A 13,577-nucleotide genomic window follows, 5' to 3' on the forward strand; every position below is an offset into this window, starting at 1 on the left:
ACCGGCCCATTGTGGGTCTACGCGGCCGCGTTTCGCCGCAAGCTGTCTTGTGGTGCTGGCTATGGCCGGCCTCGGCCCACTTGCCTGTTCCCGCCCAACCGGAGACTTCGACCGCGCCCGGCCATCGGTGGTGCATGATGCCCTGATGCCGGAGGCAGGCAACATGGCGGCGCGATTGCGCGAGGAACCTGTTTCCGAATTCCTGCTCACGGACGATGAAAAGCTGCTGCGCAACCTTGGCTGGGGCCTGATCCGGCCGCCGGCAACACAGGACTGGATCGGCGGCACCAAGGTGGAACTGGCGCGCACGCGGCTGCTGCCGGAGCGCGAGGGGCTGGTTCCCGTGACGAATTACACCGTGTTCCTTGGATCGGAACGGTTCCGCTCAAGCGAGGTGCGCTTTGACCGGATTTCGGCAGATGCGCGCGGAGATGCGGTGCTGGTGCCGCCGTTCTGCGAGGTGGCGACACGTGTGGCCAAGGCTGATCTCGACCGCCTGCGCGCCCTGTCGAGCCGCGACCTTGTCACGGTCGATACCTATGCCGGGGCCAATGCGCGGGTGTGGGAAAACCGGGCCTATACCGACTGGGTGGCGCAGGCGCTGCGGTTCCGCATCCAGGCCTATCAGACGGCGGTGGATCACTTCGAGATCGAGACGCCCTCCGGCAGCCGGGTCTGGGAAGCCAACCGGGCGATCAAGGAACTGGAAACGGTGATCCGGCTCACCGAGAAGGGCTGCGAGCAGACCAATCGCTATCAGTCAGCCATCGATGCCGAACGCTCGCGCATCTTCTCCAACTGGGGGCACGAGCGGCCGGCACCGCAGAAGTGAACTGCCTACCGGTCGTCAGCTGGACTTGGGCGCGCCGGTGCGCAGGGTCTCGCAGCGGGCACCGGAAAGGGCCTTGCTGATCAGCCCGGCGCTCGGCCGGTCCTGGACAAAGGCGCGCAGCAGCACGAAGCCTTCGGCCTGATCAGTCTCAATGACGATCAGCTCATCCAGATTATCGGGCGGATTCTCCCGCAGGATCGAGAGCTGCGGCGTTGTCAGAACCAGCATGGCCAGTTCACCGCTGCCGGAGGTTCGGTTGTTGAGGCTGTAGACAACCTCACCGGCGCCATTGAACAGCGCCATCGACCAGAACGGCGAGTTGACGGCAGCGCTAAGGCGGACGGGCCCGTCGCCGAGGCGGAACCAGCACAGGGCATGGCCCATTTCCGGATCGAGCATCGGCAGGGTTTCGGCGCCCGGAGCAACCGCCGGCAGGACGTGGAAGGTCCGGTCGGCGCCGATGCGAGCAAGGCGCGCGAAGGCTTCGGCACGGACATGACCGGGCACCGTCAGCACCACGAAAATGTGGATGATGCCGGCCAGCAGAAGGCTGGCCAGACTATAGAGCGCGATGCGGACGAGGTTCCTGCGGCTCATGGGCACCCCACGCGGGTAATGGCCGGCATGGTGAGGCCGACAAGCGACGCGCCGGTGGTGATCGGCGCATCATAGAGACGCAGGACAAAGGTGAGCCCGTTGCCTTCGCCGAGCGGCAGCCAGTTGCCCGGCTGTGGCCGCCGGGTGGCCGTGATGTCGAAGCTGCCATCAGCCAGACGCAGAAGCCCGGCACTCGACAGGCTGACCCGCCCGCCCGCGGTGGGCATCAGGTGTCCGTCGCGATCTGCCGAGTTCAGGGTCCACAGGCGCGCGGTCGGCGTCTGGCCGGAGATGCGGTAGGTGCAGGCCGGGGACAGTGGTTCGCCCGAGCTGTCCGTGGTGGCGACAAAGGCAACGCCCTCGCCATTGGCCAGCGGCACGCGGCCAGTCCGCGCGTAGATGGCGGCCGAGTAGGGATCTGCCTGTGGTGTGCCTGCGAGAGGATGCGCGCCCCAGACGCCGATGCGGATGGGCTGGAACAACTCCTCGCTCGTCAAGGCAAGATGCGCCGACCAGAGCCCCAGGACGACCGCCGTCGCAATCGTGCCGATCAGCGCCAGGGCGCGTGCGAGGCGTGACATGCGCGAGGGGCGCAGGATCTCCGGTGTCTCGGTTTTCTGCCAGTTGGTTTCAGGACCAAGCGGGAACGCGGATTTCATGGCTGGGCCACGCCTTCCCCGGCCGATGCCGTCTGGCCGAGTGCGTCGAGGGAGCGGCCGATGCGGCCTAGCACCTCGGCCGTGCGGGTGGACAGGATGCGCGGCTGTGTTGCCGCCGGGGTACCGTCGCCGGTGCGGGCAACCTGTGCCGGCTTGAGGCGGGCCGGATCAACGCCTGGCATCGGCGTCAGCTCGATGCCGGCATGGGCATAGGCCATCAGCTTTTGCCAGGCGAGGGCGGGCAGGGTGCCGCCGGTGACACGGTCGGTCGGGGAGAAGTCGTCGTTGCCAAACCAGACCGCACTGACGAAGTTGCCCGTATAGCCGACGAACCAGGCATCGCGGTAGGCGGACGTCGTGCCGGTCTTGCCGGCGACCGCGACCCCGTCGACCATGGCCCGGCGGCCCGTCCCGTTCTCCACGGCATTGATCAGGATGTCGTTGAGTTCCCCGACCTTGTCTGCCGGCAGGATCCGCTCGGGCTCAGGCTCGTTGCGGCTGCGGTCATAGAGGATTTGCCCAGCGGAATTGCGCACCTCCAGGATGGCGTAGGGCGTCGCCTTGAGGCCGCCGTTGGCAAACGCGGCGTAGCTGGCGGTCATGTCGATGACCGACACGTCCGAGGCGCCGAGCGGCAGCGACACGGTGTTCTGCAGCTCATGGGTGATGCCCATCTTGTAGGCCGTCGCGATGATCGCCGGGCGGCCAACGGCAATCGACAGGCGCACGGGAACGGTGTTGATCGACCGGGTCAGGGCCTCCTTGAGGGTGATGGGACCGGCATAGCCGCGCGAATAGTTGCGCGGGCTCCAGTTGCCGATAGACACAGGCGCATCCGGCACGACGCTGGCGAGCGAATAGCCGTTGAGGAAGGCGGTGATGTAGACGAAGGGCTTGAACGACGAACCGGGTTGGCGCAGCGCATCGACAGCGCGGTTGAACTGGCTTTTGCCATAGTCGCGCCCGCCGACCATGGCCCGCACGCTGCCATCGGGGACCATTGCCACGAGCGCGGCCTCGCGCGTGCGCCTTGCCTGTCCGAATTCCGTGAGGACGCTGTCAACGGACTGTTCGGCCTGACGCTGCAGCGCCGGGTCAAGCGTCGTGCGGACGGTGACGATGCGGTCGCGGGCAAGGGCCGGATTGCGCCGCGACAGTTTCTTGACCTCGTCGAAGGCCCAGTCGAGGAAGAAATCCGGGGCCTGGTCCTGGGACCGGTCCACGGCAATGGCCGGGTTGCGCCGTGCCCCGATGACCTGGCCCTCCGTCATGAAGCCGGACTGGACCATGTTGGTCAGCACTTCATTGGCTCGCGCCCGGGCGGCCGGCAGGTTGATGTGCGGCGCGTATTTGGTGGGGGCCTTGTAGAGACCGGCGAGCATGGCGGACTCTGCCAGCGACAGCTCGCGCACGTTCTTGCGGAAATAGAACTCGGACGCCGCCGTGACGCCAAAGACACCGCCGCCCATGTAGGCGCGATCAAGATAAAGCTTCAGGATCTGCCGCTTGGAGAGATTTGCCTCGAGCCAGAGGGCGAGGAATGCCTCCTTGACCTTGCGCTCCAGCGTGCGCTCGTTGGACAGGAACAGGTTTTTGGCGAGCTGCTGCGTCAACGAGGAACCGCCCTGGACGACGGTGCGTGCGCGCAGGTTCTCGACCATGGCACGCGACGTGCCGAAGATGTCGATGCCGAAATGCTCGAAGAAGCGACGGTCCTCGGTGGCGAGTGTGGCTTTGACCAACACGTCCGGGATTTCTTCAAGCGGGACTGTGTCGTTGAGAACGATGCCGCGCCGACCGACTTCCTTGCCGAAGCGGTCAAGGAAGGTGACGGCGAAGTCCTCGGTGGTCATCCAGTCGGCATTGCGGGTCGCCTCGAAGGCGGGCTGGGCAAAGGTGAGCAGGACCAGAAGACCCAGCAAACCGAAAGTCGCACCGTCCGATCCGAGTTCAGCGGCAGCGCGGCTGAAGCCGCGGACCTCGAACCGGCGCAGGAACCGGTCATAGGAACGCATGCCCTCGCCGATCGTGCGGCCAGCGCGCCAGAGCGCCGTGTCCACCCAGGCATCAGCCGACAGAAGACGGCTTGTCAGCGACCGATAGGAATTGCGCCGCCGCCTGGCCGGGGGCGTCGGGGCAGCCCCGGGCGCGGGTCCCTCGGTCTGCGCATGCGGGCGATCCGGGCCGCCATCGCCCTGAAGGTCGGAACTCACAGCGCTATCCGTCGTCTGAAGATGCTGTTAAAGGATCGACAGCATATCGATACTGCATCAGGGAACCCGAAACGGGCCACGAAATCAATGCCGGACGCCAAGAATCCCCCGATCGACTCCAGCAAGTCGGAACCCTACTGGCGCTTGAAGACGCTGGAGGAAATGACGACAAGCGAATGGGAGGCGCTGTGCGACGGCTGTGCCCGCTGCTGCCTCAACAAGCTTGAGGACTGGGACACCGGTCAGATTGTCTGGACCAACGTCGCCTGCCAGCTGCTCGACGATGCCAGCTGCCGGTGCAGCGACTATCCCAACCGGACGCAGAACGTGCCCGACTGCATCCAGTTGACGCCGGAGGAAGTGCGGACGCTGACCTGGCTTCCGGCGACTTGCGCCTATCGTCTGGTGCGCGAAGGGCAGGACCTCTACTGGTGGCATCCGCTTGTTTCCGGTGATCCGGACACGGTGCATCAGGCTGGTGTGTCGGTGCGTGGCCGGACTGTATCCGAGGCAGGGATCGAGATTGAGGACTACGAAGACCACGTGGTCAACTGGCCGATGCAGGTGCCACGCAAGGCACGGCGCAAGAAGGTGCCGTGATCGCATTGAAACAAATTTAGGCAGCTTACTAAGGGGCAGGGTGAGCTGATCGTCAACGATGCTTTGCATTCGTATTTTTACGATGCCGAATTTTATGTGAATTGCATTATTTGCGAAAGTCTGGCGTTCGAATTAACGGAATTTTCGCTCCGGCCCCTGACCATGTCGTCAGTTCAATTGAGGGCCTGACATGAAGTTCTGGCAAACAATCAAGTTCAAGACCATTGCGCCTGTCGTGGTTATTGTCGCCGGCGCATTCGCCGCGTTCTCCTATCTCACAGCAGCCGACCTGATCGACACGGTGGAAGATGCCTTCCATTCGGAGATCAAGCTGAGCACGGAACTGTCCAATCAGGCGCTGGGCAACGCGATCTGGGACTTCAACCAGGATCTTGCCAAGACGGTGCTGCAGCCGTTGACCGACAACGATCATTTCTCCTGGGCAGTGGTGCGCGAGGAGAATGGCGCGATCTTCACGACCGTCGCCAAGGCGGCAGTCGAAGGCAAGGACATGCTGGCGCTGCTGCCGGCGGAGGCGCTGGAGCCGAGCGATGAAAAGGCAACGCGGTTTTACGAGACAGATGCGTTCATGGTGGGCGTAAAGCCGATCCTGCGGGATGAAGCTGGTACGGTGAGCCGCATCGGCAGTGTGTTCATCGGTTTTGACCGTTCGGCGCTGCTTGTCGCCGAGCGTGACGCACAGATTACCGCCCTGGTCATGGTGCTGATCGCAATTGGTGTCGTATCTTCGGCGCTGATGTATCTCATCAGCCGCATCACAGGACCGATCGACCAGCTGTCCCGAACCATGCTCACCCTGGCCGATGGCAACCTCGAGGTCGCCGTACCTGGCACCTTGCGCCGCGATGAACTTGGCCAGATGGCAAAGACGGTGGAAGTGTTCCGCGACAACGGCCTGCGTCAACGCCAGCTTGAGGCTGACCAGCGTGCCGGCTTCGAGAAGGAACGGGATCGGCAGATGGCCCTGGAAGCAATGATCGCCGGCTTCCGTGACCAGTCCCGTCAGCTTCTGCAGCCTGTCGAAGAATCAACTGGTACATTGGCGCAGATTTCGACGGTTCTCCTTGACCTTTCGCGAGATACCACGGGCCGGACTGCGTCCGTTGCCGCAGCAACTGAACAGGCTTATGCCAGTGTCCAGACCGTCGCCTCGGCGTCGGAGGAACTGTCGGCGTCGATCGGCGAGATCTCCCGCCAGATCTCCGATACCAGCGCTGTTGTTGCAGCTGCGAATTCGAAGGCGGCTTCTGCCAACGAGCAGGTGGCCGGGCTTGCTGCCTCTGCACAGCGCATCGGTGCGGTGCTGCAGCTCATTCAGGATATCGCCGAACAGACCAACCTGCTGGCGTTGAATGCGACCATCGAGGCCGCTCGCGCCGGTGAAGCCGGTCGTGGATTTGCTGTCGTGGCCGCAGAAGTCAAGGATCTCGCCACCCAGACATCGAAGGCGACCGAGGAGATTTCGGCGCAGATCACTGCGATCCAGGATGCCTCGTCGGGCTCGGTTGCCGCGATCGAGGAAATCGCCAGGACGATGGTTCGGGTGAACGAGTACACGGCCTCGATTTCCCGCGCGCTGGAGCAGCAAGGGGCAGCGACGGCCGAAATCAGTCATTCGGTGCAGGAAGTCGCATCCGGTACCCGCGAGATTACCGTGAACATGACGAGCGTGAAACACGCCGTCGATGAAACCTCGGCCTCTGCCGCAGACGTTTCAACGGTCCTCGAATGACGTGGCTGACAAGACCCGTCAGCTGGCAGCCAGCATCGACGATTTCCTGCGCCGCGTCAGCGCGGCCTGACGTCGTCGCCGATCATCGCGCGAAGATCAGCTCCCACGGCAGTGCCGTGGGGGCTTTTTTATCAGTTCAGATGGTCCTGGCCAAAGCGGGCAAGGGCCTCGATCTCGGTCGGGCGCAGTTCATGGCCACCGTCGTGCCAGAGGGTCTGCGTGGCAGAACCCTGCGCCTCGAACCAACCCTGCAGGCGCGTCGTCAGGGGAGCAGGGCAAATGGGATCGCGGCGGCCTGCCGTGATCAGGACAGGCAGCCCTGCGAGAGCCGGGTTTGCGACTGGCTCGAACGGGATCAGCGGGTGCAGCAGGGCGATGGCGTCGAACAGATCCGGACGCTGGAAAGCGACGCTGGCCAGGATGTTGGCCCCGTTCGAATAGCCGAAAGCGAGCACCTTGCGGGGCCTAAGTTCCGTCTTCCAGGCGGACAGGAAGCTGGTCATCTTGTCTGTTCTGGCCGCGAGATCGGCCATGTCATAGACGCCCTCGCCAGTGCGGCGGAAGAAGCGTAGGGCGCCATGTTCCGACACATCGCCGCGCGGTGACAGCACGGTTGCGGCCGGAAACAGGCTGTCAGCGAGGTTGGCGAACTGGTGTTCATCACCGCCAGTGCCGTGCAAGGCGACCACCAGCGGGGCTTCGTCCGGCCCGGAGGCCGGACGAAGGTAGAGGGGGTAGCTGTCTTTCGCCATGGATCAGCCCTCCAGCTTGGGCAGGTGGGTTTCCAGATAGGGGCGCAGGTGCGCGTGCTGGCTCGGCAGCTTCAGCGCTTCGCCCAGATGGGCCGTGTCCTCATCCCGGTCGAAACCCGGTTCGTTGGTGGCAATCTCGAACAGGACACCGCCGGGCGTGCGGAAGTAGATCGCGTAGAAGTAATCCCGGTCGATCACCGGCGTGACCTGGAAGCCGGTGTCCATCAGGGCCTTGCGGACCTCGAGCTGGGCGGCCCGGTTCTCGACCGCGAAGGCCACGTGGTGCACCGAGCCAGCGCCAGAGACGCCGTGGGCGATGTTCGGCATGACCTCGACATCGATGACATGCGCGCCGTTGCCGCCGTCAATCTGGTAGCGGGTGAAGCCTTCCGCGGTCTCTGCCTGCTGGTAGCCCATGAAGCGCAGCAGCTCGCCCGTCGCTCCGCCATCCCGCAGGCGCAGCGTCGTCGAATGGAAGCCGCGGATTGCGACATCGGCGGCAACGTCGGTGCCAGTCCATGGCGCGCGGCTGTCGCCGGGCACTTCGAGGAGGGCAAAGCCGTCGCCGTCAGGACCGGCAAAATGCAGGCGCTTCTGGCCCAGAAGCGTGTCCTCCATCAGGCCGTCGACTTTGGCAGCCGTGAGCCGATCCTTCCAGTAGCCGATGGCGCCTTCCGGAACCGCGAAGACGGTGGTGCCGACTTCGCCGGTGCCGGGGCGTCCGCTGCGGGCGCCTGGGAAGGGGAAATAGGTCATGACCGAGCCGGGGGTGCCGACTTCATCGCCATAATAGAGATGGTAGACGTCGGGCGCGTCGAAATTGACGGTCTTCTTGACGCGGCGCAGCCCGAGGGTCTGGGTGAAAAAGGCATTGTTGGCGGCAGCGTCACCGGCGATGGAGGTGACATGATGCAGGCCGCGGATCTGGTTCAGCATGGGAAAATCTCCCGATCTGGCAGCCCCGGAGTGGGGCCGCTCTGTTTGATGCGCTGAACTTAAGGTGCGGTTGCGGATCCGGGAATGCCGCGAATGCTCGACTTGAAGTTCACTCTGATTGAACAATCGACCTATTCACATGGGAAGAACGAGCTAATCGTTGACGGTTGGCAAGGGCAATCAGGGGCGCTTGAAGGTCAGGTCCACGGTGCCCACGGTGATGCCATACTTGACCACCTTTGCCGTGTTGCGGACGGTCTTTGCGTCCACCGGCGTCAGGGTGTCGAGAAAGCGCAGGGCAATCGAGCCCTCGCCGACCGGCACCTCTGCGGCATAGGTGAAGACAAGGCTGTCGCCCTCGGGCGTGACATGGGTCGGTGCAAGCACGTCGGAGCGGGTCCCGATGTAGCGGCGGTCGCCGACTTTCTGGAAGAACCAGACCTTGGTGTCCTTCTCGCCATCCGCATAGACGAAATCCTCGCGCAGGCGGAGCGTGAAGGTCTTCGGGTTCCAGGTGCCCTCGAGATAAACCTTGAACTCGCGGCGGACGCCGGCGATGCGGCTTTCAAACACGCCCTCGGCCACCGTACGGCCGCGGAAGAACTCCTCGAGCACCAGCGGCTGCGCCGCGCGCGCAGGAACCATCAGCAGAACGAGCAAGGCTGCCGCGAGAGCAAACAGGAAAGGCGGAAGCAGAAGGCCAGACGGGCGGCGGGGCCGGGACATGAGAGGTCTCCTAACGGACAAATCACCGTTTTGCCTACGACGTGGATGGTCCGCTGGATCACGAGAGACGTTGAGCTAAGGAGGAAGTGGGAGATATTTCAGGCAATGCTTGAGCAATTGTTCAAATTCTTGGTAGTTACTTAAAGCGGTATTCAGCGTATTGGTTTCGTCAGGATCTATCAGTTGTTAATATTTTAGCGATTCATCAAATGACAAATAGTATATAACTGATTTAGATCAAAAGTTTAATGTATGCGTTATCAGTATAGGGCAATTTTCATCGTCATTCAGTGTTAATAATGTGTTTTTTGGCTATTATTGCAGAAATTGAACGCGTTATTATTTAATTTCGAGCTGATGTTAACTTTGCATTTGAAGATATAGTTGTGTCTTTATTTGGTTCACGATCTCGTGCCCGGGGTGAGGGTCGACGACTGTTTAACTTTCCAGCAACCGGGGTCATGCAGAGTACCCGGAAGATTCAGAAATTACGCTAGGTAAGTAAATGGGCGTACGAAGCTTTCTGGGGTTGGAACAGGCTGAGGTACTGAAGGCCTTCAGCCGTTCGCAAGCAATTATCGAGTTCACACCGGACGGGACCATTGTTCGTGCAAACCAGAACTTTCTGAAAGCACTTGGGTATACGACCGAGGAAATCGTCGGGCGCCATCATTCGATGTTTGTCTGCAAGCGGGATCTGGAAGGGGCCGAATACAGTGGCTTCTGGAAAGAACTGGCGTCTGGATCGTTCAAGGCCGGATCATGGTGCCGAGTGTCCAAGTCGGGTGAGGAAGTCTGGATCCAGGCGACTTACAACCCGGTGGTCAAAAGGAACGGCCGCGTTGCGCGTGTGATCAAGATTGCTTCCGTGGTGACCGAGGAGCGGCAACGCGCAGCCGAGCTGCAGAGCAAGCTGGATGCCATCAACCGGTCGAATGCGGTGATCGAGTTTGATCTCAATGGCACCATTCTGGATGCGAACGAGAACTTCCTCAATGCCGTCGGCTATCGGATCGATGAAATCCGCGGCAAGCATCACAGCATGTTTGTCGATCCTGCAGAACGGAACAGTGCGACCTATCGTCAGTTCTGGGAGGATCTTCGGTCGGGTGCATTCCATGCGGGTGAATTTCATCGACTCGGCAAGGACGGCAAGGATGTCTGGATCCAGGCGACCTACAACCCGATCTTCGATGCCAATGGCCGGCTGACCAAGGAAGTGAAGTTTGCCACGGATCGAACCGTACAGGTGGCGCGGCGCAAGCATCGCGAGGTGGTTCAGAAGGAAATCGACGCCGATCTCGCGCTTGTCACGTCCGAGGTGACCAGCACGAGCGCGCGGGCTGCTGACGTGTCGGACGCGTCCAGCCGCACCGCCTCCAGCGTTCAGATGGTGGCAACCGCAGCCGAGGAACTGGTGGAATCGATCGGCGAGATCAGCCGGCAGGTCACGACGGCGCTTGACGTTGCAAAGACGGCTGTGACCGAAGCGGACCAGTCGAGCCGGATCATGGCGCAGCTGAGCCAGGATTCGCAGCGCATCGGCGAGGTGCTGGAACTCATCGAAAGCATTGCCAACCAGACCAACCTCTTGGCGCTCAACGCAACGATCGAGGCTGCCCGGGCTGGTGAAGCCGGGCGCGGCTTTGCCGTGGTGGCAGCCGAGGTGAAGGAACTGGCCAGCCAGACATCCAAGGCCACCGAGGACATCACCGGCCAGATCGGGTCGATCCAAGCTTCGACCAGCAGCGCCGAAAAGGCGATCGAGTCCATCATTGGCATCATCCGCAACATCGGCGACATCTCGGCGACAATCTCCGACGCGGTGAACCGGCAGGCAGCCGTGACGCGCGACATCTCCGGCAACATGCACCAGGCCTCGGCCGGGGTGCAGGCCATCACAGAGAGCATCAGCGACATCTCGCGGGCGACGTCGTCCATCGAGAGCGCCACGCTCAAGGCGCGTGAGGCCTCGCGCAAGCTCGGCTGAGATCGGCGGTACACAAAGTCACTCCATCGCATGAGGGCTGGACCGGGCAACTGGTCCGGCCCTTTTTCATTGGCGACTAGGTGCAAGAATATAGGAAAATAATCCTTGACAGCGGAGCGCTGTTCGGGTAGGGTTTTGTCATGGTCGAAGAAGTGCGGCTGACGGCGAGTGCGGATGGGATGTCAATCTGGTCCCACGCAAGGAGCGTCGTCTGCAGGAGACAATGCACCCGGTGAACCCACCCGGGGACAAGTTTTCGGCCTTTCTGACAGAGATGGATTTTTGAACGGGCCATGACGGCTGGCGGCGCGGCAGCCGGCTGCGACGCGCAGCCACTGGCGTTGCCGTGCACTGACGAGACCTTTCAGTTTTTGCAGGAGAGCTTGGCCATGCAGGACACTGCCGGGGACGGGGATGGCTTGCCTGAAGCAACGAAGCCCTCTGCGAGGAAGGCTGGCGCTGGCAAGACACGGGCTCCAAAGGGCAAGACGACGGGCACGGTGGTGCCAGACCAGCCGGGTCCGGCGAAACCGCGTGGCCGGATCCGGCGGCCGGTGGTGGATGCGGGCAGCGACCCGGCGCAGGTCTGGCGCGAGGCGCGGCGGCTCTACGAGGAGACGGACCTGTCGCAGGCGATGATCGCGGCGCGGCTGAAGGTGACCACGAAGCGGCTTGCCTATCGCATCCGGCAGGAGGGCTGGATGCGGCGGGGCGAGGCGCTGGAGGGCTTTGCCGACGCTGAGCCGGATGAGCAGGCGCGGATGATCGCCAGGCTCTACCGGGCGTTCGAGACCCAGGTGGCGCGGCTCGAAGACCGGCTGGGCCGGCTGATGGCGGGCGAGACCGGGGAGGGGGGCAAGCTCTCCGACATGGATCAGGGCGCAAGGACGCTGGCAAGCCTCGCCCGCACGCTCGACACGCTCATGGACCTGCAGAAGAGCCGCAGCGAGGAGACGGATGACGGACCTGACCCCGACAGCCTGCGCGCGGAACTTGCGCGCCGCCTTGCTGGCCTTTGGGCAGGCGGGGCGGATGGAGGAGGCGCTGGACCGGCTGAGCCGGAGCGAGATGGCGTTCCTGCTGAAGGACTGGCCGACCTTCGCCCATGAGCATCAATTGCCCCCCGGCGGCGACTGGGCGGTGTGGCTGATGATGGGCGGACGCGGCGCGGGCAAGACCCGGGCCGGGGCGGAATGGATCCGTGCCCGAGCCCTTGGCCATGGCTGGACCGGCGAAGCGGGACCGGCGGGGCGCATCGCGCTGGTTGGCGAGACCTATCAGGACGTGCGCGAGGTGATGATCGAAGGGGTGTCGGGCATCCTGTCGGTGCATCCCAAAGCCGAGAGGCCGCAATGGAACCCGAGCCGGCGGCGGCTGGAGTGGCGCACCGGCGCGGTGGCGCAGGCCTTCTCGTCGGAAGACCCGGAGGCCTTGCGCGGGCCGCAGTTCGACATCGCCTGGGCCGACGAGCTGGCCAAGTGGCGCAATGGCGAGGAGACCTTCGACATGTTGCAGTTTGGCCTGAGACTGGGCGAGCGGCCGCGCCAGCTGGTGACGACGACGCCCCGCGCAGTACCGCTGCTCAAGCGCCTCATCGACATGCCCGGCACCACGCTGACCCGGGCCGCAACCCGGGCCAATGCGCTGTTTCTGGCACCTGGCTTTCTGGAGCGGGTGGTGGCGCGCTACGCCGGAACGCGGCTGGGGCGGCAGGAGCTGGACGGCGAGCTGATCGAGGACCGGCCCGATGCCCTGTGGCAGCGCAGTGACCTGGACGCCTGCCGGATCGCCGCCGCGCCGGATCATCTGACGCGGATTGTCATTGCCATCGATCCGCCGGCCACGGCAACGAAACGTTCTGATGCCTGCGGCCTGGTGGTGGCGGGCCTCGGTGAGGATGGGATTGCCTATGTGCTCGCCGATCACAGTCTGGCCCGGGCGCGCGGCCGGCCGACTGGGCCGGGCGGGCGGTGGCGCTGTGGCGGCACTATCAGGCGGACTGTCTGGTCGCCGAAGTCAATCAGGGCGGCGACATGGTGCGCGAGGTGATCGCCGCCGCCGATCCGGCGGTGCTGGTGAAGAGCGTGCGGGCGAGCCGGGGCAAATATGCCCGGGCCGAACCGATTGCGCTGATCTACGAGCAGGGCCGGGTGCGCCATGTCGGGGCGATGCCGGCGCTGGAAGACGAGATGGCGGATTTCGGACCGGGCGGGCTCACCTCGGGCCGCTCGCCCGACCGGCTGGACGCGCTGGTCTGGGCCTTGAGCGAACTGCTGTTGTCCGAACGGGGGACACCGCGGCTGAGGCGGCTGTGAAGGGGGCGGCATGGCTGCTGCGTTCAGCTCTTCGGTCTTCTGAGAGGCTGCTTACCCCCCTCTGCCCCCGACGGGGGCATCTCCCCCTCAAGGGGGGAGAGGGAGCGTGGGGCTCAGTTGTTGGCGCGCCGAGGCTGCCATGTGACTCAAGCTCTGAGGCCGTGGATTCAATCTCTTAAGTGATGCGGAAAAAGGATTCAGGAT

General features: G+C 63.6%; 11 protein-coding genes and 1 pseudogene. 6 read left to right on the forward strand and 6 right to left on the reverse strand.

Going from position 1 to position 13,577, the window contains the following annotated elements:
• The first annotated feature begins 61 nt into the window (after positions 1-61).
• Positions 62-832, forward strand: a complete 771-nt coding sequence (locus OVA12_RS21485) for a hypothetical protein (protein WP_268140683.1) — start codon at positions 62-64, stop codon at positions 830-832.
• 15 nt (positions 833-847) lie between these two features.
• On the opposite strand, the gene OVA12_RS21490 is transcribed toward OVA12_RS21485, so the two are convergent.
• From OVA12_RS21490 to OVA12_RS21500, 3 genes are read right to left on the reverse strand one after another with little or no spacing between them, the layout of a single operon-like run.
• Entirely contained in the window at positions 848-1,429 is a 582-nt protein-coding gene (locus tag OVA12_RS21490; protein ID WP_268140684.1) for a DUF1254 domain-containing protein, read from the reverse strand.
• On the reverse strand, positions 1,426-2,088 hold the full coding sequence (locus OVA12_RS21495; protein ID WP_268140685.1) for a DUF1214 domain-containing protein: 663 nt from the start codon (positions 2,086-2,088) through the stop codon (positions 1,426-1,428). The genes OVA12_RS21490 and OVA12_RS21495 overlap by 4 nt, the downstream gene beginning before the upstream one ends.
• On the reverse strand, positions 2,085-4,301 hold the full coding sequence (locus OVA12_RS21500) for a transglycosylase domain-containing protein (protein ID WP_442793909.1): 2,217 nt from the start codon (positions 4,299-4,301) through the stop codon (positions 2,085-2,087). Before OVA12_RS21500 ends, OVA12_RS21495 begins: the two co-directional genes overlap by 4 nt.
• A gap of 87 nt (positions 4,302-4,388) precedes the next feature.
• On the opposite strand from OVA12_RS21500, the gene OVA12_RS21505 reads away from it, so the two are divergent.
• Both OVA12_RS21505 and OVA12_RS21510 read left to right on the forward strand, forming a co-directional pair.
• Positions 4,389-4,901, forward strand: a complete 513-nt coding sequence (locus OVA12_RS21505) for a YcgN family cysteine cluster protein (protein ID WP_268140686.1) — start codon at positions 4,389-4,391, stop codon at positions 4,899-4,901.
• A gap of 190 nt (positions 4,902-5,091) precedes the next feature.
• A complete protein-coding gene (locus OVA12_RS21510) occupies positions 5,092-6,654 on the forward strand; it encodes a methyl-accepting chemotaxis protein (RefSeq protein ID WP_268140687.1) in 1,563 nt (520 codons plus the stop codon).
• 131 nt (positions 6,655-6,785) lie between these two features.
• On the opposite strand, the gene OVA12_RS21515 is transcribed toward OVA12_RS21510, so the two are convergent.
• The 3 genes from OVA12_RS21515 to OVA12_RS21525 form a co-directional block, all read right to left on the reverse strand.
• Positions 6,786-7,406: an alpha/beta hydrolase gene (locus OVA12_RS21515; RefSeq protein ID WP_268140688.1), complete on the reverse strand. Its 621-nt coding sequence runs from the start codon at positions 7,404-7,406 to the stop codon at positions 6,786-6,788.
• A gap of 3 nt (positions 7,407-7,409) precedes the next feature.
• Complete coding sequence (locus OVA12_RS21520; protein WP_268140689.1) at positions 7,410-8,342, reverse strand: VOC family protein; 933 nt, start codon at positions 8,340-8,342, stop codon at positions 7,410-7,412.
• 180 nt (positions 8,343-8,522) lie between these two features.
• Entirely contained in the window at positions 8,523-9,068 is a 546-nt protein-coding gene (locus OVA12_RS21525; RefSeq protein WP_268140690.1) for a DUF3833 family protein, read from the reverse strand.
• A gap of 505 nt (positions 9,069-9,573) precedes the next feature.
• Between OVA12_RS21525 and OVA12_RS21530 the strand changes: the two genes are divergently transcribed.
• The 3 genes and pseudogenes from OVA12_RS21530 (at position 9,574) to OVA12_RS21540 (ending at position 13,373) form a co-directional block, all read left to right on the forward strand.
• A complete protein-coding gene (locus tag OVA12_RS21530) occupies positions 9,574-11,058 on the forward strand; it encodes a methyl-accepting chemotaxis protein (RefSeq protein WP_268140691.1) in 1,485 nt (494 codons plus the stop codon).
• Between the two features lie 389 nt (positions 11,059-11,447).
• Positions 11,448-12,167 carry a hypothetical protein gene (locus OVA12_RS21535; protein WP_268140692.1) on the forward strand — a complete coding sequence of 240 codons (720 nt, stop codon included), beginning with the start codon at positions 11,448-11,450 and terminating at the stop codon, positions 12,165-12,167.
• A pseudogene (locus tag OVA12_RS21540) lies at positions 12,091-13,373 on the forward strand (DNA-packaging protein). The gene OVA12_RS21535 and the pseudogene OVA12_RS21540 overlap by 77 nt, the downstream one beginning before the upstream one ends.
• The last annotated feature ends 204 nt before the right edge of the window (positions 13,374-13,577 follow it).

Source organism: Pannonibacter sp. SL95 (assembly GCF_026672425.1).
In the GTDB taxonomy this organism is placed as follows: domain Bacteria; phylum Pseudomonadota; class Alphaproteobacteria; order Rhizobiales; family Stappiaceae; genus Pannonibacter.